The sequence below is a fragment of the Cognatundibacterium curvum genome (assembly GCF_014284235.1).
GTDB classification, from domain to species: Bacteria; Pseudomonadota; Gammaproteobacteria; order Burkholderiales; family Burkholderiaceae_D; genus Undibacterium; species Undibacterium curvum.
Genome location: NZ_JACOGD010000006.1, coordinates 33,207 through 55,775, shown reverse-complemented (window position 1 = coordinate 55,775; position 22,569 = coordinate 33,207). Strand labels below are relative to the sequence as shown.

Below are 22,569 nucleotides of genomic sequence, written 5' to 3'. Positions count from 1 at the left end.
TAATTTTAAGGAAATATCATGACTGATTTGTCTTTTGTTGCTTTGGCTTGCGGTTTGATCATCGGCTTGGGCGCGATCGGTGCTTGTATCGGTATCGCTATCATGGGTGGTAAATACCTGGAAGCATCTGCTCGTCAACCAGAATTGATGAACACATTGCAAACTAAGATGTTCCTGTTGGCTGGTCTGATCGACGCTGCGTTCCTGATCGGTGTTGGTATCGCTATGTTGTTCGCGTTCGCAAACCCATTCAAATAATCAGTTTTTCCTTCTACTGCCGGAAGCATTTGCTTTCGGCTTGATCCATTTAGATAAGGAATTACCGTGAACTTAAACGCAACATTGTTTGTTCAGTGTGGGGTTTTCTTCATCTTGGCCTTGTTCACCATGAAGTTTGTGTGGCCGCCACTGATGAACGCGCTCGATGAGCGTGCGAAGAAAATCGCAGACGGACTGGCAGCTGCCGACCGTGGCCGTGCAGAAATGCAAGCTGCTGAAAAGCGCGTACAAGCTGAATTGGCAAGTGCTCGTGATGAAGGTCAGAAACAGATCATCAACGCAGAGAAACGTGCTGCGCAGATCGTTGAAGACGCTAAAAACACAGCCGCCGCTGAAGCTGCACGCATTCTTGCTGCTGCACAAGCTGACGCAGAAAATCAAGTGACCAAAGCACGCGAAGAATTGCGCGACCAGGTTGCCACTCTGGCAGTCAAAGGTGCTGAGCAAATCCTGAAACGTGAAGTCAATGCATCCGCTCACGCAGATCTGTTGAATCAACTGAAAACCGAGCTGTAATCATGGCCGAACTCGCAACGATCGCTCGTCCTTACGCTGAAGCGCTGTTCCGTGTTGCCCAAACCGGTAACCTGTCCGCCTGGTCGGACCTGGTTTCCGAAATGGCACAAGCTGGCGCGCATCCCGATGTACAAGCTCTTGCACACAACCCTAAAGTCTCGGCTTCGCAAAAAGCTGAGATTTTTCTGTCTGCGCTCAAATCCCCAGTGACAGCTGAAGCGAAAAATTTTATCGCGACACTCGCTGACTATGATCGTCTGACTCTGCTGCCAGAAATCGCTTTCCAATTTCAAGCATTGAAAAACGCCCACGAAGGTGCGGCAGATGCTGAAGTGACCAGCGCTTTTGATATGTCTGAAGCACAGTTAGCTGACTTAGCTGCAACATTGGAAAAGAAATTTGGCCGCAAACTGCACCCTAGCGTCAAAGTCGATCCGGCTCTGATCGGTGGTGTACGTATCGTGGTTGGTGACCAGGTGCTGGATACGTCGGTTCGCGCGAAGCTGCAGAAAATGCACGCCGCCCTGACCGCGTAAGAACGTAACAAATATTAGGAGTTAGTATGCAACTCAACCCATCTGAAATCAGCGAGCTGATCAAGAGCCGGATTCAAGGCCTTGGCGATTCCGCTGAGATTCGTAATCAAGGTACGGTTATCTCCGTTACCGACGGTATCTGCCGCATCCACGGTCTGTCTGACGCGATGCAAGGTGAGATGCTGGAATTCCCAGGCAATACTTTCGGTCTGGCGTTGAACCTGGAACGTGATTCCGTTGGTGCCGTTATTCTCGGTGACTACGAACACATCTCCGAAGGCGACACAGTCAAATGTACCGGTCGTATTCTGGAAGTACCTATCGGTCCTGAACTGCGCGGCCGCGTTGTTAACGCGCTGGGTCAGCCTATCGATGGTAAAGGTCCTATCAATGCAAAACTGACTGCGCCTATCGAAAAGATTGCGCCAGGCGTTATTGCACGTCAATCCGTTTCCCAGCCACTGCAAACTGGTCTGAAGTCTATCGACTCCATGGTACCGGTTGGTCGTGGTCAGCGTGAATTGATCATTGGCGATCGTCAAACTGGTAAAACAGCCGTTGCGATCGACTCCATCATCAATCAAAAAGGCCAGGGCGTGACATGTATCTATGTCGCGATCGGTCAAAAAGCTTCTTCCGTTAAAAACGTAGTGCGCGCTCTCGAAGCCCACGGCGCAATGGAATACACCATCGTTGTTGCAGCGACTGCGTCTGAATCCGCAGCGATGCAATACGTTTCCGCTTACTCCGGTTGCGCGATGGGTGAATACTTCCGTGACCGCGGTGAAGATGCACTGATCGTGTATGACGATCTGTCCAAACAAGCGGTTGCTTACCGTCAGGTTTCCCTGCTGCTGCGCCGCCCACCAGGCCGTGAAGCTTACCCAGGTGACGTGTTCTATTTGCACTCCCGTCTGTTGGAACGTGCTGCACGCGTGAACCCTGACTACGTTGAAGCATTCACCAATGGTGAAGTTAAAGGTAAAACAGGTTCCCTGACTGCATTGCCAATTATCGAAACTCAGGCTGGTGACGTTTCCGCTTTCGTTCCGACTAACGTGATTTCGATTACTGACGGTCAGATCTTCCTGGAAACTTCCCTGTTCAACGCCGGTATCCGTCCAGCGATTAACGCTGGTATCTCGGTTTCCCGTGTTGGTGGTGCAGCCCAGACTAAGGTTATCAAAAACCTGTCCGGCGGTATCCGTACCGACTTGGCGCAGTATCGTGAACTGGCAGCGTTTGCGCAGTTTGCTTCCGATCTGGACGAAGCAACCCGTAAGCAGCTGGACCGTGGTGCACGTGTAACTGAATTGCTGAAACAAGCTCAGTACGCACCGCTGTCGATTTCCCTGATGGCCGTGACTCTGTTCGCAGTCAACAAGGGTTACCTGGATGACGTACCTGTGAAGAGCGTTCTGGCATTTGAAGCTGGCGTACACAACTTCATGAAAACCAGCCACGCTGCATTGTTGCAGAAGATCGAAGAAACCAAGCAACTGGACAAAGATGGCGAAGCTGCCATGGCTGCCGCAATTGCTGATTTCAAAAAATCCGGCGCCTATTAATTTACTGTAGCTAGAAGGAGTCAATACTCATGGCTGCAGGCAAAGAGATACGTGGCAAGATTAAAAGCGTAGAAAATACGAAGAAAATCACTAAGGCGATGGAAATGGTCGCCGCATCCAAAATGCGTAAAGCGCAGGACCGGATGCGTGCAGCCCGCCCTTACAGTGAAAAGATTCGTAATATCGCTGCTAACTTGTCACAGGCCAACCCAGAGTACACGCATCCTTTCATGGTTCAACAGGATCAGGCCAAGAAAGTTGGTCTGATCGTTGTAACAACAGATAAAGGTTTGTGCGGTGGCTTGAATACCAACGTTTTACGTCTGGTCACCAACAAATTGCGTGAACTCGAAGGTAAGGGTTCAAAAGTAGAAGCAGTTGCAATTGGTAATAAAGGTCTCGGCTTCCTGAATCGTATCGGTGCTCCGGTCGTTTCCCACGCTATCCAGCTGGGCGACACTCCGCACCTCGATAAGTTGATTGGCCCGGTAAAAGTGTTACTGGACGCCTATCAGGAAGGCAAACTCGACGCGGTTTACCTGAGTTATACCAAGTTTATCAACACGATGAAGCAAGAACCGGTGTTTGAGCAGTTACTGCCTCTGACAACCGACAAAATGGTCGCAGATAAGTCTTCCCATTCCTGGGATTACATCTACGAACCAGATGCGAATACCGTGATTGATGAATTGCTGATCCGTTATGTAGAAGCACTGATTTATCAGGCAGTGGCTGAAAACATGGCGTCTGAACAATCGGCACGTATGGTGGCGATGAAGTCGGCAAGTGATAACGCAGGTAATGTAATCGGCGAACTGAAACTGGTTTATAACAAAACCCGTCAGGCTGCGATTACCAAAGAGCTCTCCGAGATCGTCGCCGGTGCGGCAGCGGTCTAAACGAAATTTAAAATTATTGAAGGAACGAACATGGCTAATGGCAAAATCGTTCAGTGTATCGGCGCTGTGGTGGACGTTGAATTCCCACGTGACGCGATGCCTAAGATTTATGACGCCTTGAAAATGGAAGGCTCCGAGCTGACGCTGGAAGTTCAGCAGCAATTGGGTGACGGTATCGTCCGTACCATTGCTCTGGGTACTTCTGACGGTCTGCGTCGTGGCATGACTATCACTAACACAGGCAAACCTATCATGGTACCAACCGGCAAAGCAACGCTGGGTCGTATTATGGACGTGTTGGGTAACCCTATCGATGAATGCGGTCCGGTCAGCCACGAGCAGACAGCATCGATACACCGTAAAGCACCTGCTTACGACGAACTGTCTCCATCCCAGGAATTGCTGGAAACCGGTATCAAAGTTATTGATCTGGTTTGCCCATTCGCTAAAGGTGGTAAGGTCGGTCTGTTCGGTGGTGCGGGTGTGGGTAAAACCGTTAACATGATGGAACTGATTAACAACATCGCTAAAGCACACAGCGGCTTGTCCGTGTTTGCCGGTGTTGGTGAGCGTACTCGTGAAGGTAATGACTTCTATCACGAAATGGCTGACGCAAAAGTGGTTGATCTGGAAAACCCGGAAAACTCCAAAGTTGCGATGGTGTACGGTCAGATGAATGAACCGCCAGGTAACCGTCTGCGCGTTGCGTTGACAGGTCTGACTATCGCTGAAGGCTTCCGCGACGAAGGTAAAGACGTTCTGTTCTTTGTGGATAACATCTACCGTTACACACTGGCCGGTACTGAAGTATCCGCGCTGCTGGGTCGTATGCCTTCCGCGGTGGGTTATCAGCCTACGCTGGCGGAAGAAATGGGCCGTCTGCAAGAACGTATTACATCCACAAAAACCGGTTCGATTACTTCGATCCAGGCCGTGTATGTTCCAGCGGATGACTTGACCGATCCATCCCCAGCGACAACCTTCGCTCACTTGGATTCCACCGTTGTTCTGTCCCGTGACATCGCTTCCCTGGGTATTTACCCAGCGGTTGATCCACTGGATTCCACATCCCGTCAGCTGGATCCACAAGTTGTGGGTCAAGAGCACTACGAAACAGCACGCGCTGTTCAGGGTACGCTGCAACGCTACAAAGAATTGCGTGACATTATCGCGATTCTGGGTATGGACGAACTGGCACCTGAAGACAAACTGATCGTTGCACGCGCACGTAAAATGCAACGTTTCCTGTCTCAGCCTTTCCACGTTGCTGAAGTATTTACTGGCGCACCAGGCAAATACGTTTCACTGAAAGACACGATCAAGGGCTTCAAAATGATCGCTTCCGGTGAACTCGATCACCTGCCAGAACAAGCGTTCTACATGGTAGGTACTATCGACGAAGCAATCGAAAAAGCGAAAAAACTGGCTGCTTAATTTTTAAGCGCTAGCGCTGCGGTGTGAAGCACCGCAGCACAGCTTTTTCAAGCGTACACAAAGGGTCCGACATGGCACACACTATTCACGTTGACGTGGTTTCTGCAGAAGAGTCTATCTTTTCTGGTGAAGCCGAATTCGTCGCGTTGCCAGGTGAGGCTGGTGAATTGGGTATTTATCCAAAACATACTCCGCTGATTACCCGTATCAAACCGGGTGCGGTGCGCATCAAGGTTGCTGGTCAGGCTGAAGACGAATTCGTCTTCGTTGCTGGCGGTATCCTCGAAGTGCAACCGGACGGCGTGACTGTTCTGGCTGATACCGCGATTCGCGGGCACGATCTGGACGAAGCGAAAGCAAGTGAAGCCAAGAAACTGGCTGAGCAGGCTTTGGTTAATCGTGATTCCAAAATCGACTATGCGCAAGCACAGGCGGAACTGGCATCGGCGATCGCCCAATTGGCAGCGATTCAAAAATTGCGTCAGAAACGTTAATTCGTCCGCAGCAGTCCTGGCGACGAAAGTACTACAGTAAAAAGGCAGCTCAGGCTGCCTTTTTATTTTTCCGGGAGCACAGATGCCTACCGATACGACCAGCAGTGATGCAATTACAGCTTGCTTAGCGCACAGCCGTACGATTGCTGTGCCTGGCTTTTCCGCCAATCCTGAGCGCCCCAGCCATCAGGTGGCTGCGTATATGCAGCAACATGGCTATCGCATCGTGCCGGTGAATCCCGGTTTGGCCGGACAAACTTTGCTCGGTGAACTGGTGTATCCCGATTTGCTCACGGCAGGGCAGGCACATACGATAGATATCGTCGATTGCTTCCGGCAGGCCAGCTATATGCCAGAACTCGCGCAGCAAGCGATACAGATAGCTGCGCGCTGCCTGTGGATGCAATCCGGCATCATTCATCCTCAGGCGGCAGCCACCGCACGCGCAGCAGGTTTGCTGGTGGTGATGGATTTGTGTCTGAAAATTGAACACCGCAAGCGTTTTTCCCAGCTTTAACCCACCTGATCAGGAGATCTGTGCATGAGCATTGCCGAATTATTCCATTTGCCTGAAGCTTTCAAACTCAAAGACAGTGACGCCAACCGCAAGTTAATCGGTGCCGCCGCCGCTGGCCAGCCCGATGCCAAGGCGGTGGATAAGTTACAGACCCTGCGTATCGGTGAGAAAATCTCTGATCTGCAAGAAATCTTTGTCGCAGCGCATGCACCGAAACTCCTGATTATCCTGCAAGGCATGGATACCTCTGGCAAAGACGGTACCGTCAAAGCCGTATTCGGGCAGGTCAACCCGCTCGGCGCGCGCACCGTCGCGTTTAAAGCGCCGAGTAATGCCGAGAAAGACCATGATTATCTGTGGCGCGTGCATCAGGAAGTCCCGGCCAAGGGCGAAATGGTGATCTTTAACCGCAGCCATTATGAAGAAGTGCTGATCGCACGCGTGCATGAATGGATTACTCCGGCAGAATGTGAACAGCGTTACGCCCATATCCGCGATTTTGAACGCATGCTGAGCGAGACCGGCACCATCATCCTGAAGTTCTTTCTGCATATCTCGAAAGACGAACAGAAGTCGCGTCTGCAGGAAAGGCTGGCGGACCCGGCCAAGCACTGGAAATTTGACCCTCAGGATCTGGCCGAACGTGCGCATTGGGATGCGTATCAGGATGCCTACGAGCGCGCACTCAAAGCGACCGATACGCCTTATGCGCCCTGGTATGTGATTCCATCTGACTCTAAGACCCAGCGTAATCTGGTGATCGCCAGCATCGTGCAGGAAAGACTGGAAAGTCTGCAATTGAGCTTCCCACCAGGCAATCCCGAATTCAGCAAACTGAAGGTAGTGTAAATCTTGGCATTGCGCGACTATGCACCAGAATTGCTGGCCGGCGTTCTATTCCCCTTGCTATGGTGGCAGGGCAGGCGTACCCGCCGTATCACGCCGCGTCTGCCGATAGCTGCAGGCCAGCCGTTTGGACTGGCCGGGCAGCGCGATGCCAGCCGCAGTTTGCGGGTCTTAGGCATCGGTGAATCGCCGATGGCAGGCGTAGGTGTCGCTCATTACGAAGACAGCCTGTGTGCCCGTTTTGCGGCATTGCTCGCGCAGCAACAAGCCTGTCAGGTGCATTGGCAGGTGCTGGCTGAAAATGGCGCCAGGCTGGCGGCGGCTTCCGGCTGGTTGCAGCAGCTATCAGCGTCACAGACGGAAACGGTGGACATCATTTTGCTAAGCTTCGGGGTGAATGACAGCACCGCATTTGCAACGGTGGCAAGGTATCGGCGTCAGATGGCGGCTTTACTGCAGCAAATACAGACGCGCTGGCCAGCAGCACAGATCCTGATCTCCGGTGTGCCTAAGCTGGCAGAATTTCCGGCGCTGCCTACGCCTTTACGCCAGGTACTCGGCTATAAGGCGGCAAGCCTGGATAGGGCCGTGGCTGATCTTGTTGCTGGCACGTCACAACTTTGTCACGTTGCCATGCCTGTCATGCGCGATAAGCGCTGTATGGCGTCAGATGGCTATCATCCATCTGCGATGGGGGCGGCTTTGTGGGCGGAGCAATTACTCACAATTTATGTAGGGAAACACAAAAATTTGCCTGCATGAATGTTACTTATGCACAGTCTGTCAAGCACAAATTTTAAGCAATTTAAATTTGCAAAATTAGTTAACACAAATAAAGTCAATGAAATCATATAGTTATGCGAATTATTTGTTAACTGTGGTGATAAAATCGAAGTAAACCTCAAATAAGTAAAAGCTGTCCACAAAGTTATCCACAGCTACTGTCTTATCCGTTTCTGTCTGACGCGCCAGTCTTGCGCGAGATCAGATGCTGATCACGGCAGCTTAAGCGATAATGCTGCCTGTTCTGATCATAAAAGAAACTGCCTCTTAGAAAGCTGACATGTCCACATCCTTTGCCCCTTTAAAAAATGACACTTTCCTCAAAGCCTTGTTGCGTCAGGAAACCGAGTACACGCCGCTGTGGCTGATGCGTCAGGCGGGTCGCTATTTGCCTGAATACCGCGCGACCCGTAAAGGGGCTGGTTCGTTCATGGGGCTGGCAAAAAATCCGGATTTCGCGACCGAAGTCACCTTACAGCCGATAGATCGTTATCCACTGGATGCCGCCATCCTGTTTTCTGACATCCTGACCGTCCCGGATGCGATGGGCCTGGGTCTGTATTTTGAAGAAGGCGAAGGACCGAAGTTTGAACGTCGTCTGGCTGATGAAAAAGATGTGCTGGCCTTGCGCGTGCCTGAAGCGGGCAGCCTGCAGTATGTGTTTGATGCGGTGACTCAGATTCGCCATGCACTCAATGGCCGGGTACCGCTGATCGGTTTTTCCGGTAGCCCGTGGACCCTGGCTTGCTATATGGTTGAGGGGCAGGGCTCGCGTGAATTCCATACCGTGAAGAAAATGATGTATCAGCGTCCTGACCTGATGCACCATATCCTGAAAACCAATGCTGATGCGGTCGCCAGCTATCTGAATGCACAGATTGATGCCGGTGCCCAGGCCGTGATGATCTTCGATAGCTGGGGTGGTGCGCTGGCGGATGCGGAATACCATGCGTTTTCGCTCAAATACATGCAGGACATCATTCAGCAATTACAAAAAGAGAAAAACGGTCAGCGCATTCCTGCCATCGTGTTCACCAAAGGTGGTGGTTTATGGCTGGAACAGATCGCTGCTATCGGCGCGGATGCGGTCGGCCTGGACTGGACCGTGAACCTGGGTCAGGCGCGTGCGCGGGTCGGCCATCAGGTCGCCTTGCAAGGCAATCTGGACCCTGCCGTGTTGTTTGCAGAGCCGGAACAAATCAAGGCCCAGGTGATCGCCACGCTGGACGCTTACGGCAAGCCAGCCGCAGGTCAGGGTCATGTGTTTAATCTGGGCCATGGTATTTCCCAGTTCACACCACCGGAAGCGGTCAGCGTACTGGTCGAGACGGTCCACAGTTACAGCCGCAGCCAGCGTCAGGCGGGTTGATGTGCCCATGCCAGCGCCGCACCGTAACGGGGCGCTGGCTGTCTTGCATATACAGTGTTAAAGCGCTCAGCAACAGCGTTGTGCCCGACAAGCGCCTTCATGCGTCATGTTGCGTTGCAAAACGTATATTTCATGCGCTTTTCAGGTCAGAATGGGCTGGAAATGCAGATCAGACGCGCTCATCTGTTTGCAATTTTTCATTTCACCTTACTTACTTATGCACAAAATCTGGGCACAGTAAAAAAAGCCCGAAATATTTTTGTTTTAATTTGCAAAAATTTGTAAGTCATTGATTTTAAACAGGTAAAATATTGACTTGCTGAGCGCCGACTGGCTGGAAACCCGCGCCGTTACTGGTCTCAGGCTTTGTCAATAGGGCTTTCTCCACAAAGTTGTCCACAGAAATTGTGGATATCTCAAAAACTGCTTATGAAACCAATACTTAGCGTGGCCGGACCACGGGAATGAGCTTGTTGGCACCAGTCTTTTTGCGGGTTGCGATCGATACACCGCTTGACAGTTTCTTTGATTATCGTTTTTCCTTGCGTGATGAGGCGGGCGCCTTGTTGCCGGTTCCAGTCGTCGGCAGTCTGGTGCTGATTCCGTTTGGCAGCCAGCAAATCACCGGTATCGTGCTGCAGATACTGCAGGAAACCACGGTGCCAGCCGAAAAAATCCGCGATGTGCTGGCCGTGCGGCCGCAGTTGCCGCCGCTGGGTGAGGAGTGGCTGGCCTTAGCCCGTTTTGCCGCAGAGTATTACCAACGCCCGCTGGGTGAGGTAGTGTTACCCTCGCTGCCCAAGAATCTGAAAGCGATCAAAACCGTCGCCCTGGATCGCGCACTTAAAAAGCTCAGCAAACTGACTGCCGCCCCAGCTTCAGCACCAGTCGCGCAGCAGGAAGCCAGCCTGAATGCAGAACAGGCTGCGGCAGTGGCGGCTGTGACCGAGGGCCAGGGCTTTGTGCCCCGCTTATTGTTTGGCGTCACCGGCAGTGGCAAAACCGAAGTCTATCTGCAGGCCGCCGCACGTATCCTGGCGCAGTCGGCCACCGCCCAGGTCTTGATTCTGGTTCCGGAAATCAATCTGACCCCCCAGTTTGAAACCCATATCCGCCATCGTTTTCCGGGCCTGATGCTGGCCACGCTGCATAGCGGTCTGGCTGAGGGTGAGCGCCTGCTACACTGGTTATCCGCACACACTGGTGCTGCGCGGATTATCCTGGGAACCCGGCTGGCGATTTTTGCCTCGCTGCCAGATCTGCAGTTGCTGATCGTCGATGAAGAGCATGACCCCTCGTATAAACAGCAGGAAGGCTTACGCTACTCGGCGCGCGACCTCGCTGTCTGGCGTGCACGTCAGCGCCAGATACCGGTATTGCTGGGCTCGGCCACCCCTTCGCTGGAAAGCTGGCATGCGGTTCAGCATGGGCGTTATCAGTTGTCGGAGCTCAGTCAGCGTGCGGTACAGGATGCTGTCTTGCCCATCGTTAAAATCATCAATCTGGAAAAAGAAAAACCCAGCGAGGGCCTGAGCCAGCGTCTGATCGCCGCCATCCGGCTCAGGCTGGAGAAGGGCGAGCAATCCTTGCTGTTCCTGAACCGGCGCGGCTATGCGCCGGTGTTGTCCTGCGATGCCTGTGGCTGGATCAGCCAGTGCACGCGCTGCACCGCCAATCTGGTCATGCACAAAGGCGATCATCGCTTGCGTTGCCACCATTGCGGTCTGGAGCAGCGCATACCGCGTGCTTGTCCGACTTGCGGCAATATCGATCTGCAACCACTGGGACGCGGTACCCAAAGGCTGGAAGAAACCCTGGCCGCCATGTTCCCCGAGGCACGGGTATTCCGCATCGATGCCGACTCTACCCGCCTCAAAGGCAGTGCCGCCGCCGCGTTTGAACGGGTACATGAAGGTGAAGTCGATATTCTGATCGGCACCCAGATGGTCGCCAAAGGCCATGATTTCCAGCGCCTGACGCTGGTAGCGGCACTGAATCCGGATGCGGCCCTGTTTTCTCAGGATTACCGTGCCAGCGAACGCTTGTTTGCACAATTGATGCAGGTCGCAGGCCGCGCCGGACGCCGCGCTCAGGCCGAAGGTGGTAATGCGTCTGAAGTCTATGTCCAGACCCGTTATCCTGATCATCCGCTGTATCACGCGCTGATGGCGCACAATTACCGCCATTTCGCGGCCGATATGCTGGCCGAGCGCGAACAGGCGCAATTGCCGCCGTATATGTACCAGGCGCTGCTGAGGGCGGAAGCGCGTGAATTACAAACTGCGCTGGACTTTCTGCAACAGGCGGCCGCCTGTATGCCGCATCCCATGATCACCATCAATGATCCTATTCCTATGACCATGACACGCGTGGCGAATCGTGACCGCGCCCAGTTATTGATCGAATCCGCCTCGCGCCCGGCATTACAGGCATTTGCCCGGCTCTGGATTACGGAGTTACGCAGCTGGAAGAGCCGCGTCAAATGGAGTCTGGAAATTGATCCTGTTGATATATGATAGGCTTATCCACTGATAGGACTGACGCAAAACCGCCCCAGCTGTGTTATGGCTCCAAGTTGCACACCTTGTACTAAGCGTACTGCCTGCGTCGCCAAGGTGTAGCCAGGGTTTCAGGCAACATGTTGCCTGCTGGCGAAACGGACATCGCTTACCAGCGATGTTTTCCACAGCACCAAAGGGTTTTTAGCCTTGCCGGGACAATTTTGCGTCAGTCCTAAACTATAGTTTGAATAAGCGAGGTGCACGATGAAAGCTGCTGAATCCTATAGCGACGCCGGTTTCTGGGCCAAGCTACGCGCTTTTGCCAGCAAGGCAGGACGTGAGGTAGTGGAAAAAGCGCTGTGCCTGTACTACGCCGCGCAAAGGCCGGATACCCCGGTGTGGGCCAAAACCGCGATTTTCGGTGCGCTGGCTTATTTTATTTCACCACTGGACGCAATTCCTGATGTCTTGCCCGGCGTTGGTTATACCGACGATCTGGGGGTACTGGCTGCAGCGCTGGTCACCGTTGGTTATTACATCAATGACGAAGTGAAGCAGCGCGCCGGGGAGCAATTACGTAAATGGTTTGGCGGTCCGGACAGCCTGACATAAAAAAGCCACTGTCAGCGACTGACAGCGGCTTGTTTGGTGCGAATAAAACCGTCTTAACGGCGCAGGAACAGGCGCAGTACGTACCAGAACATCATTGCCACCGACGCGAACAATTCCAGTGCCGCACCGACATAGCGGTCTTCCGGATAATGATGAATGATGTTGGATGCGTCATACAGAATCGCGCCACCTGCCAGACCGATCATCGCGATACTGAAGAACATACCCAGTTCAAAACCGAAAATCGCGCCGCACAGGATAGTCACCAGTGCCAGCAGACCACCCCATTTCAATATGCTGCCCAGGAAAGAAAAATCTTTACGGGACACATAAGCGATACCGACCAGACCCAGCGTGGCCAATACCGTGATCAGACCTGCATTCGAAATCGCACCTGGTGCAACCTGATTGGCGATGGTCAGCAGCGGCACGAAAATAATCGCTTCCGCCACAATAAACACGCCCAGCGCTGCATATTGTGCCGCCAGACTTTCTACCTGATGCGCTGCGCGTGAGGCCAGCCAGCTGATCAGAATAAATGCACCCATGATGGCGATCCAGGGCAGTGCACGCATGGCCTGGTTAATCGCTACCGACAGGCCTGAGCTGAAAATCAGAACTTCCACCGCCGTAAAGGCCAGGATAGCACCGCCCAGATGATTAAATACTTTCGCGATAAAGCGCTCACGCGAGCCGCCGAAAGAATGTTCGCTGCCAGCTAATTGCATAGGGACTCCAATAAGTTTTTTAAGTGAGTTATCTGATACGGAAAGGACGCAAAATGTACCTCGCCGCTGAATGCCTTCTTGTCATACGTTTGGCACAGCGTATGTCATCAGGTTTTTGCGGCGGAGGCTTGTGTGTATCTTATTACAAATATTCAGTGATGTCTGCCGCCCGTTCCAGTTGCAGATACACTTCTTTGTCCTTGATGGCACGGAAGCCTAGTCTTTGATACAAGCTCAGCGCGGGATTGAATTTTTCCACATGAATCTGCACTGGCAGATGGCGGGTATTTGCCAGCGCAATCACAGAAGCCAGCAGACTGCCGCCCAGACCTTGCGAACGATAGTCGCTCATGAGTGAGATATCCACAATGGACACCGCATCGGACCGGTATTGCAGGTATAGCCGTCCAATGTCCTGACCCTGGTAACAGACGATATAAAAATCGCTATTGTTGTATTGCGCGTAAGCCTGGGATTGTGCAGCGAACTGACTCTGTAGAAAAGCTTTTTTCTGGTCTGTGCTCCAGTCAGTCTGCGCCAGTTCAGGTTCGCGTACCGAGCCATACAGTGCCAATAAAAAGGACTGATCAGCATCGCTGACGGAACGCAGCTGTAAATCGGGATTCAACAGTGGTATCACGGGTTAGCCCACTTTCAGGGTGAAACTGGCCTGATAACAGATGCCCTGATCCTTGCGTGCGATCGGAACTAAAAAAATGTTTAACTCACCCAGCACAGGATGTTGTAGGGGGTAGGTATCTTGAACTAACTGATATTCTCCGTCACAAAAAAACATCAGGGAAAAAGAATAATAGCCTTGCCCTGAACGACCATGATCATCGACACTCTGCAGTAGCAGCCGGAGCTGCTGCTGATTATCAAAATAAATATCGAAGTAGCTGCCTATATGGGGGCGGAAAAGTTCAGTGGAGAAAGTCATTTTTTTAAGAAGAAAAAAGCTGGTCTGTCCAGATCAGCAAGTTTGCCATGTCATGGTCGCAGTGGGTAAACGCCATACAAGCAGATACAGAAATTCAGTACCAGTAAAGGCTGACGGTTTTCGTGGGGATCAGTACCTCCCTCAAACGGTGAAACCAGTGTAGTCGGCAGGGTCAGTTTATCGGCACTGGCCACCGTGTAGACATTGGTCGGTTTGGTGAACTGACCTGGTAAATTACCTGCTGCTTTGGTTTCTGAAGCCCTGCCATTCACGCCCGTCAGGGTATGGGTGTGTGGTGGAACCTGCATGGAACTTAGTGCTACGGTTTCACTGCCCGATGGTTTGTTGACAAAATCACCCTGCAGGCCGCGTATCGCTAGGCCGCTCAAATTCGGCAAATTAAACGTAGTTTTACCATCCCCACCATATTGCGTACGCAATACGGTGTACAAAGCTTGATTTTGCATGATGGAGATAGTGTTTCCAAAGCAATACGCCCAGTCCTGAGGTGCAAAAGAGAAGCCGAATGCCCGGATCTCGCCAAGAAATGGATCAGCCATAATAAAAAGCCTTTAGAGTTAATTTGGCGTTGGGTAAACACCATTCAAAGAAATGATGTAAGTCAGTGCAAGGCTAGGCATGGTATTGTTGTGAGCCTGCGAACCACCCCAGCTGGTAGACATCATGCCGCTGGCAAAGGTATTTTCAGCCGATGTTGTATCGGGCTTAAAGTAAAACAGCGCATTGGTTTTAGTATTGCCCAAGGTGCTGTCCTTGCCTGGTGTGATGTCAGTCGCAGGGTTGGCAGATCCGAAAATGGTATGCGTATGTACCGGCATCTGAGCCTCGGTGAGAGTCACCGTGTCAGCACCCACGGTCTGTCCCAGCACACGTGCAGTGAGTCCGGGTCCGGTTCCCATGCCTATAGGCAGTCTGGACCGGAGGTCAGGTATCTGAAAATCGGTCACACCGTCTCCGCCAAAAGTCGTGCCGATCAGGCTAAATAAGGCTTGATTGCCACTAATACTTAACTTGCTTCCATCACAAATCGCCCAATCGATAGGCGCATAATTTCCAGCAAAAATACGAATTTCACCCAAAAATGAATCAGCCATATTGTGCTCCTTATTCTCTTGGTGGGAAAAATCCCTCGATAGCAATGATGTAATTTAATACCAGGGATTGCTGCATATTATCGTGTGCTTTGCCATCACCCTGGGGTTTGCACATCGTTGCTGCCATCGGAATGAGATTCTCGGCTTTGGCATAGATAGGCGTCACCTCCGTATTGTTTCGAGCGCCTGTCTCCGCTGCCAGTATGTTGGTACCTGAACCTAGGATCATTTGGGTTCCGGCTGCATTACTCACATTCAGTACATGACTGTGCGATGGCACCTGCTTTGCAGTCAATGTCACGCTCTCGCTACCCAGCTTGGCGCCAAGCAGATACTGAGGGTTAGTATTACTCCTGTGCACCGGCGTCCTTCCACGCAGATCAGGCAAGGCAAAATTAACGTTGGCTTCACCGCCGTATGTCATTCCCAGTAATGCATATAAAGCTAAATTTTGGTTGATTGGCAACAGTGAGCCATCACATAAAGCCCAACCTTTGGGGACAAATTTGAATGGACAGAGTTTGATTTCTCCGATAAATGGCTCCACATCGACCCCCAAATGTAAAAAATATTTAAATTTGCAATTTCTGAATGAGATCATTCAAAAAAAAACGGGTGGCGTCAATCGCAGATTGCTAAACGTTCAAATAAACAACATTTCCCAAAAAAATAAAATTCGACATGTCAGCGTGATGTGCGGGATTCACAGTGTTTTCCTGTATTTTGCATAGACGATAAGTGTTTAACATGTAAATAAGAAATATTTTTGCCTGGCTAAGCGCAGAAGCATTGCCAAACCAAGGGATAATATGCATTGTCAAAAATTGTGAAATCGCATTTTCCAATGGACAATTAAAAGTTACTTAAAGGCATAACTTTTGGCCAGTACCAATTCTTGTCCCAGGTCTCCCCTTATTTTGGTCATAGAGAGATACCCGATTATGAGTCAGCTCCTGCGCAGATCCGTCCACTTATTCAAGTCATTTTCACATTGTTTGTGTTTATGCATGATGGTGATTTTATTTAATCTGATGGCGGTGAACGATGCCGCGGCGGCTTGTAGCATTACATTCAATATCGCTAACGATCCGGGGGTGGTTCAGTCAGGATCGGGTGCTGCGACAACCTATAAACGTCCGTTCGACAATAACGAGTATTCAAATTGCGATCCGCTTGATAGCACCTATGCTAATAACAGGCGGGGGATTTCTACGGTGAGTGGCACGTACGATCCCTACCAAACTCTTATCAGCAACGGATCGAGTTTATATCTGAATCAGGAAGACCTAAATGTCGATATCCTGGAATTCACCATTGGGAATGTGACCACCAATCAAACGTTTACTTACTATAAGTATGTGGGTGGCAACTGGACCGGTGCTTTTACGGTGACAGTGATCGTGTCTGCACCGAAATCTAACCAGACCATTACCTTTAATAACCCCGGTGCCAAGACTTTCGGTACAACGCCGACGCTGAGCGCGAGCGCCAGTTCGACTTTGCCGGTCACTTTCAGCAGCGCCACTACTGGCGTGTGTACCGTCAGCGGCAGCACTTTGACTTTCGTGACAGCGGGTACCTGTACCATCAATGCGAATCAGGCTGGCGACGGCAGTTACAATGCCGCGACGCAGGTACAGCAAAGCTTTACTGTCAACGCCGTCGTACCGGGTGCGCCTGCTGCACCAACCGCGACCGCGGGGAATGGTACTGCCAGCGTGAGCTTCAGTGCACCTGCTTCGAATGGCGGTTCAGCGATCACCGGCTATACCGTAACCGTAGTTGAGACTGGAGCGACCTTCAATGGTGCCAGCAGTCCTATCAATGTGACGGGACTGACTAACGGTACGGCCTATACCTTTACCGTCAAAGCGACCAATAGCGCAGGTACCGGGACGGCGTCTGCCGCATCAACGGCCGTCACACCGAAGGCAGTACAGACTATTACTTTCAATAATCCAGGCAGCCAGAATTTTGGTACGACACCAACACTGAGCGCCACAGCCAGCTCGTTTTTACCGGTTAGTTTCAGCAGCGCCACCACTGGCGTGTGTACTGTCAGCGGCAGCACATTGACTTTCGTGACAGCAGGTACCTGTACGATCAATGCGAATCAGGCAGGTAATAGCGTCTTCGCAGCCGCAACTCAGGTACAGCAAAGCTTTACTGTCAACGCCGTCGTACCGGGTGCACCGGCTGCGCCAACGGCAACAGCGGGTAATACCACAGCCAGCGTGAGCTTTACGGCCCCGGCCTCGAATGGTGGTGCGGCGATCACTGGCTATACCGTGACGGTGGTTGAAACTGGCGCGACCTTCAGCGGCGCAGCAAGTCCGATCAGCGTGACTGGTCTGACTAACGGTACGGCGTATACCTTTACCGTCAAAGCGACTAACAGCGCAGGTACAGGTACAGCATCGACCGCATCGACAGCGGTGACTCCGAAAGCGACACAGAGCATTACTTTTAATAGTCCAGGCAGCCAGAACTTTGGTAGCACGCCAACGCTGACTGCAACCGCCAGCTCGACTTTGCCGGTGACTTTTTCCAGCGCTACCACCGGCGTGTGTACTGTCAGTGGCAGCACGCTGACTTTCGTGACAACAGGGGTTTGTAGCATCAATGCCAATCAGGCCGGTGACGCCACTTACGGCGCTGCGGCGCAGGTACAACAGAGCTTTGCGGTTGCGGCTGTCGTACCAGGCGTACCGACAGCTGCCAGTGCGACGGCAGGCAATACCTCCGCGACGGTCAGCTTCACCGCCCCGGCCTTCACTGGTGGCGCAGCCATCACTGGCTATACCGTGACAGTGAGTCCGGGCGGCACGACCTTCAGCGGCGCAGCAAGTCCAATCAGCGTGACCGGTCTGACTAACGGTACGGCGTATACCTTTACCGTCAAAGCGACCAATAGCGCAGGTAGTGGCACGGCATCCAGTGCAACGACCGCAGTCACACCCAACACCGTACCGGGTGCACCGAGCGGCGTGAGCGCAACAGCGGGTGATGCATCGGCAGCAGTCAGCTTTAGCGCACCGGCCTCCAATGGTGGTGCAGCGATCACCGGCTATACCGTCACAGCCAGCCCTGGCGGCGCAACAGCAACCGGCACGTCCAGCCCGATCAATGTGACGGGTCTGAATAACGGTACCGCGTATACATTTACTGTAACCGCGAATAATGCAGCAGGAACTGGCACGGCATCGACCGCCTCAACAGCGGTGACACCAAAAACGGTACCGGGCGCACCAAGCGGCGTGAGCGCAACAGCAGGTAATACCACAGCCAGCGTGAGCTTTACGGCACCGGCCTCGAATGGTGGTGCAGCGATTACCGGCTATACCGTGACAGTGAGTCCGGGCGGCGCGACCTTCAGTGGTGCAGCAAGTCCAATCAGCGTGACCGGTCTGACTAACGGTACGGCGTATACCTTTACCGTGACAGCGACTAATAGCGCAGGTACTGGTACAGCATCCAGTGCATCGACAGCGGTGACCCCGAAAGCGACACAGAGCATTACTTTTAATAGTCCAGGCAGCCAGAACTTTGGTACCTCGCCAACGCTGACTGCAACCGCCAGCTCGACTTTGCCGGTGACTTTTACCAGCGCCACCACCGGCGTGTGTACTGTCAGTGGCAGCACGCTTACTTTCGTGACAACAGGGGTTTGTAGCATCAATGCCAATCAGGCAGGTGACGCCACTTACGGCGCTGCGGCGCAGGTACAACAGAGCTTTGCGGTTGCGGCTGTCGCACCAGGCGTACCGACAGCTGCCAGTGCGACGGCAGGCAATACCTCCGCGACGGTCAGCTTCACCGCCCCGGCCTTCACTGGTGGCGCAGCCATCACTGGCTATACCGTGACAGTGAGTCCGGGCGGCACGACCTTCAGCGGCGCAGCAAGTCCAATCAGCGTGACCGGTCTGACTAACGGTACGGCGTATACCTTTACCGTCAAAGCGACCAATAGCGCAGGTAGTGGCACGGCATCCAGTGCAACGACTGCGGTCACACCACAATCCGTACAGACCATTAGCTTTAATAATCCCGGCAGCCAGAACTTTGGCACGACGCCGACCTTGACGGCGAGCGCCAGCTCTGGTCTGAGTGTCGCCTTCAGCAGCGCTACGCCTGCCGTGTGTACAGTCAGCGGCAGTACACTGAGCCTGGTTGCCACCGGCAACTGTACGATTAACGCCAATCAGGCGGGTAATGGCAGTTACAACGCTGCGGCGCAGGTACAGCAAACTTTTGCGATTACTGCCGTGGTCCCGGGTGCACCGACCAGTGTCAGTGCCACAGCAGGTAATACTACAGCCAGCGTGAGCTTTAGCGCACCGGCATCGAATGGCGGTGCGGCGATCACCGGCTATACCGTGACGGTGGTTGAAACTGGAACGACCTTCAGTGGCGCAGCAAGTCCTATCAGCGTGACTGGTCTGACTAACGGTACGGCGTATACCTTTACCGTCAAAGCGACGAACAGCGCAGGTACCGGTACAGCATCGACCGCATCGACAGCGGTGACTCCGAAAGCTACACAAACGATCACCTTTAATAACCCGGGCAGCCAGAACCTTGGTACGACCGCGACACTGAGCGCGACAGCGAGTTCCGGTCTGAGCGTGGCCTTCACCAGTGCAACGACAGGCGTGTGTACTATCTCCGGCAATACCTTAACTGTCCTGACGACAGGCAACTGTACGATCAATGCAAATCAGGCAGGTGACGCCGCGACCAGTGCGGCGCCGCAGGTGACGCAAAGTTTCACGGTAGCCTCAACCGTTCCTGGCATCCCTGCTAATGTGGTAGCGACAGCAGATGCCAACGGGGGGGTGACAATCAGCGTGACAGATCCGGCTTCTAATGGTGGTTCGCCAATCGATTATTACTTTGTTGGTGTTTATCCGACTGTACAAAATTCCGGACCTGCAGTTGGTCCTACGGTTATTAACAGAACAGGCACGGTATCCTCCGCCTTCCGTAGCAGTTATCCGAAGGGTGTGCAGTACTCGGTCATTGTTAGGGCACACAATGCGAACGGTGACGGAGCGTTTTCCGCGCCAATCACATTTATTGTTCAGACTGCACCGGATGCACCGACCAGCGTGACAGCAACGCCGGGTAGCGGATCGGCAAGCGTTGCGTTTTCTGCGCCGGCTTCGGATGGTGGTGCAGCCATTACTGGTTATACCGTGACAGCCAGTCCGGGTGGTGCGACAGCCAGTGGTACATCTAGCCCGATTAATGTTACGGGCTTAACTAACGGTACTGCTTATACATTCACTGTTAAAGCGACAAACAGCAAGGGTACCAGTGTCAGTTCAGGTGCATCGACAGCAGTGACGCCGAAACAGGCACAAACCATCACGTTTGCGAATCCGGGCAGCCAGAACTTTGGTACGACCGCGACCCTGAGCGCGACAGCGAGTTCCAGTCTGAGCGTGGTCTTCACTAGTGCAACGACAGGCGTGTGTACTATCTCCGGCAGTACCTTAACATTCCTGACGACAGGCAACTGTACGATCAATGCAAATCAGGCAGGTGACGGCACGTACAGTGCAGCGACTCAGGTACAGCAAACCTTCGCGGTTGCTGCCGTGGTCCCGGGTGCACCGACCAGTGTCAGTGCCACAGCCGGCAACGGATCTGCCAGCGTCAGCTTCACAGCCCCGGCAGCCAATGGTGGTGCATCAATCACAGGCTACACCGTTACCGTGGTAGAGACTGGCGCGACGTTCACCGGTACAGCGAGTCCAATTAGCGTCACCGGTCTGACTAACGGTACCGCATACACCTTTACGGTTAAAGCAAGCAATAGCGCAGGTAGCAGCAGTGCATCGGCTGCATCCGGTGCGATCACACCTAAAGCGAGCCAGACGATCAGCTTCACTGCGCCAGCCAATGGCGTCGTGGGCGGTGTGGTGAATATGGCGGCAACGGCCAGTTCCGGTTTGCCAGTCAGCTTTAGCTCTGTGACTTTGCCGGTTTGTACCGTGACCGGCTCCAGCGTCAATCTGATCGCAGCGGGTACATGTACGATTACTGCAGATCAGAGTGGTAATACAAGCTACACAGCTGCAAGCCAGGTTAGCCGTTCGTTCTCAGTAGGTGCAACACCAGTCCCCGTCTTGAGCTTCACTCAGGCTGGTCCGTTGCAAATCACTTTAGGCAATAGCCTGAACAATGCCGTGACATCGACTTTGAGCGGCGGCAGCTACGGCGCGATCAGCTATAGCAGCAGCAATGCGGCTGTAGCGACGGTTGACGCAACTGGCAAAGTAACACCGGTAGCCGCAGGCAGCGTGGTGATCACTGCAACCCAAGCGGCAGTGACCGGCATTAATGCGCAGGCTACTCAGACTTACAGCCTGACCGTGAATGCCTTGCCAGTTCCAGTGCTGAGCTTCACTCAGGCCGGTCCGTTGCAAATCACTTTAGGCAATAGCCTGAACAATGCGGTGACATCGACTTTGAGCGGTGGCAGCTACGGCGCGATCAGCTATAGCAGCAGCAATGCGGCTGTAGCGACGGTTGATGCAACAGGCAAAGTGACACCGGTAGCCGCAGGCAGCGTGGTGATCACTGCAACGCAAGCCGCAGTAACTGGCATCAATGCGCAGGCTACTCAGACTTACAGCCTGACCGTGAATGCCTTGCCAGTTCCAGTGCTGAGCTTCACACAAGCAGGTCCGTTGCAAATCACTTTAGGCAATAGCCTGAACAATGCCGTGACATCGACTTTGAGCGGCGGCAGCTACGGCGCGATCAGCTATAGCAGCAGCAATGCGGCTGTAGCGACGGTTGACGCAACAGGTAAAGTGACACCAGTTGCCGCAGGCAGCGTGGTGATCACCGCGACGCAAGCTGCAGTGACCGGCATCAATGCGCAGGCTACTCAGACTTACAGCCTGACCGTGAATGCCTTGCCAGTTCCAGTGCTGAGCTTCACACAAGCAGGTCCGTTGCAAATCACTTTAGGCAATAGCCTGAACAATGCCGTGACATCGACTTTGAGCGGTGGCAGCTACGGCGCGATCAGCTATAGCAGCAGCAATGCGGCTGTAGCGACGGTTGATGCAACAGGCAAAGTAACACCGGTAGCCGCAGGCAGCGTGGTGATCACTGCAACGCAAGCCGCAGTAACTGGCATCAATGCGCAGGCTACTCAGACTTACAGCCTGACCGTGAATGCCTTGCCAGTTCCAGTGCTGAGCTTCACACAAGCAGGTCCGCTGCAAATCACTTTAGGCAATAGCCTGAACAATGCCGTGACATCGACCCTGAGCGGTGGCAGCTACGGTGCGATCAGCTATAGCAGCAGCAATGCGGCTGTAGCGACGGTTGATGCAACAGGCAAAGTAACACCGGTAGCCGCAGGCAGCGTGGTGATCACTGCAACGCAAGCCGCAGTAACTGGCATCAATGCGCA

Annotated in this window: 20 protein-coding genes; 14 read left to right on the top strand and 6 right to left on the bottom strand. The window is 53.0% G+C overall.

What is annotated here, in order from left to right; all coding sequences use genetic code 11:
• Nucleotides 1–18: 18 nt before the first annotated feature.
• From atpE to H8K43_RS12070, 13 genes are all read left to right on the top strand, one after another.
• Complete coding sequence (gene atpE, locus H8K43_RS12130; protein ID WP_162019491.1) at nucleotides 19–258, top strand: F0F1 ATP synthase subunit C; 240 nt, start codon at nucleotides 19–21, stop codon at nucleotides 256–258.
• Nucleotides 259–324: 66 nt separating this feature from the next.
• A complete protein-coding gene (locus H8K43_RS12125) occupies nucleotides 325–795 on the top strand; it encodes a F0F1 ATP synthase subunit B (protein ID WP_186904085.1) in 471 nt (156 codons plus the stop codon).
• A 2-nt stretch (nucleotides 796–797) separates the two neighbouring features.
• Complete coding sequence (locus H8K43_RS12120) at nucleotides 798–1,331, top strand: F0F1 ATP synthase subunit delta (RefSeq protein ID WP_162019489.1); 534 nt, start codon at nucleotides 798–800, stop codon at nucleotides 1,329–1,331.
• Nucleotides 1,332–1,357: 26 nt separating this feature from the next.
• The gene (gene atpA / locus H8K43_RS12115) at nucleotides 1,358–2,899 is read left to right on the top strand and encodes a F0F1 ATP synthase subunit alpha (RefSeq protein WP_162019488.1); all 1,542 of its coding nucleotides are present in this window, start codon (nucleotides 1,358–1,360) and stop codon (nucleotides 2,897–2,899) included.
• 29 nt (nucleotides 2,900–2,928) lie between these two features.
• Nucleotides 2,929–3,798 carry a F0F1 ATP synthase subunit gamma gene (gene atpG / locus H8K43_RS12110; RefSeq protein WP_162019487.1) on the top strand — a complete coding sequence of 290 codons (870 nt, stop codon included), beginning with the start codon at nucleotides 2,929–2,931 and terminating at the stop codon, nucleotides 3,796–3,798.
• Nucleotides 3,799–3,828: 30 nt separating this feature from the next.
• On the top strand, nucleotides 3,829–5,232 hold the full coding sequence (gene atpD / locus H8K43_RS12105; protein ID WP_162019486.1) for a F0F1 ATP synthase subunit beta: 1,404 nt from the start codon (nucleotides 3,829–3,831) through the stop codon (nucleotides 5,230–5,232).
• A 71-nt stretch (nucleotides 5,233–5,303) separates the two neighbouring features.
• On the top strand, nucleotides 5,304–5,726 hold the full coding sequence (locus H8K43_RS12100; RefSeq protein WP_186904084.1) for a F0F1 ATP synthase subunit epsilon: 423 nt from the start codon (nucleotides 5,304–5,306) through the stop codon (nucleotides 5,724–5,726).
• Nucleotides 5,727–5,808: 82 nt separating this feature from the next.
• Nucleotides 5,809–6,243 carry a CoA-binding protein gene (locus H8K43_RS12095; RefSeq protein WP_186904083.1) on the top strand — a complete coding sequence of 145 codons (435 nt, stop codon included), beginning with the start codon at nucleotides 5,809–5,811 and terminating at the stop codon, nucleotides 6,241–6,243.
• A gap of 24 nt (nucleotides 6,244–6,267) precedes the next feature.
• On the top strand, nucleotides 6,268–7,092 hold the full coding sequence (locus tag H8K43_RS12090) for a PPK2 family polyphosphate kinase (RefSeq protein WP_186904082.1): 825 nt from the start codon (nucleotides 6,268–6,270) through the stop codon (nucleotides 7,090–7,092).
• Nucleotides 7,093–7,095: 3 nt separating this feature from the next.
• Entirely contained in the window at nucleotides 7,096–7,851 is a 756-nt protein-coding gene (locus H8K43_RS12085) for an SGNH/GDSL hydrolase family protein (RefSeq protein WP_230403899.1), read from the top strand.
• A gap of 301 nt (nucleotides 7,852–8,152) precedes the next feature.
• Complete coding sequence (gene hemE, locus H8K43_RS12080) at nucleotides 8,153–9,241, top strand: uroporphyrinogen decarboxylase (protein WP_186904081.1); 1,089 nt, start codon at nucleotides 8,153–8,155, stop codon at nucleotides 9,239–9,241.
• A gap of 464 nt (nucleotides 9,242–9,705) precedes the next feature.
• Entirely contained in the window at nucleotides 9,706–11,757 is a 2,052-nt protein-coding gene (locus tag H8K43_RS12075; RefSeq protein ID WP_186904080.1) for a primosomal protein N', read from the top strand.
• Nucleotides 11,758–12,006: 249 nt separating this feature from the next.
• Entirely contained in the window at nucleotides 12,007–12,354 is a 348-nt protein-coding gene (locus H8K43_RS12070) for a YkvA family protein (RefSeq protein WP_186904079.1), read from the top strand.
• A gap of 53 nt (nucleotides 12,355–12,407) precedes the next feature.
• On the opposite strand, the gene H8K43_RS12065 is transcribed toward H8K43_RS12070, so the two are convergent.
• The 6 genes from H8K43_RS12065 to H8K43_RS12040 all read right to left on the bottom strand — a co-directional run bounded on the left by H8K43_RS12065 (nucleotide 12,408) and on the right by H8K43_RS12040 (nucleotide 15,684).
• A complete protein-coding gene (locus H8K43_RS12065) occupies nucleotides 12,408–13,082 on the bottom strand; it encodes a Bax inhibitor-1/YccA family protein (protein ID WP_186904078.1) in 675 nt (224 codons plus the stop codon).
• 142 nt (nucleotides 13,083–13,224) lie between these two features.
• On the bottom strand, nucleotides 13,225–13,722 hold the full coding sequence (locus tag H8K43_RS12060) for a GNAT family N-acetyltransferase (protein ID WP_186904077.1): 498 nt from the start codon (nucleotides 13,720–13,722) through the stop codon (nucleotides 13,225–13,227).
• A 3-nt stretch (nucleotides 13,723–13,725) separates the two neighbouring features.
• Nucleotides 13,726–14,022 carry a DUF6916 family protein gene (locus tag H8K43_RS12055; protein ID WP_186904076.1) on the bottom strand — a complete coding sequence of 99 codons (297 nt, stop codon included), beginning with the start codon at nucleotides 14,020–14,022 and terminating at the stop codon, nucleotides 13,726–13,728.
• Between the two features lie 50 nt (nucleotides 14,023–14,072).
• On the bottom strand, nucleotides 14,073–14,582 hold the full coding sequence (locus tag H8K43_RS12050; protein ID WP_186904075.1) for a phage tail protein: 510 nt from the start codon (nucleotides 14,580–14,582) through the stop codon (nucleotides 14,073–14,075).
• Between the two features lie 18 nt (nucleotides 14,583–14,600).
• Entirely contained in the window at nucleotides 14,601–15,137 is a 537-nt protein-coding gene (locus H8K43_RS12045; protein ID WP_186904074.1) for a phage tail protein, read from the bottom strand.
• A gap of 10 nt (nucleotides 15,138–15,147) precedes the next feature.
• Complete coding sequence (locus tag H8K43_RS12040) at nucleotides 15,148–15,684, bottom strand: phage tail protein (protein WP_222611029.1); 537 nt, start codon at nucleotides 15,682–15,684, stop codon at nucleotides 15,148–15,150.
• A 460-nt stretch (nucleotides 15,685–16,144) separates the two neighbouring features.
• On the opposite strand from H8K43_RS12040, the gene H8K43_RS12035 reads away from it, so the two are divergent.
• A partial coding sequence (locus H8K43_RS12035; protein ID WP_186904072.1) for a fibronectin type III domain-containing protein occupies nucleotides 16,145–22,569 on the top strand: 6,425 nt, incomplete at its 3' end.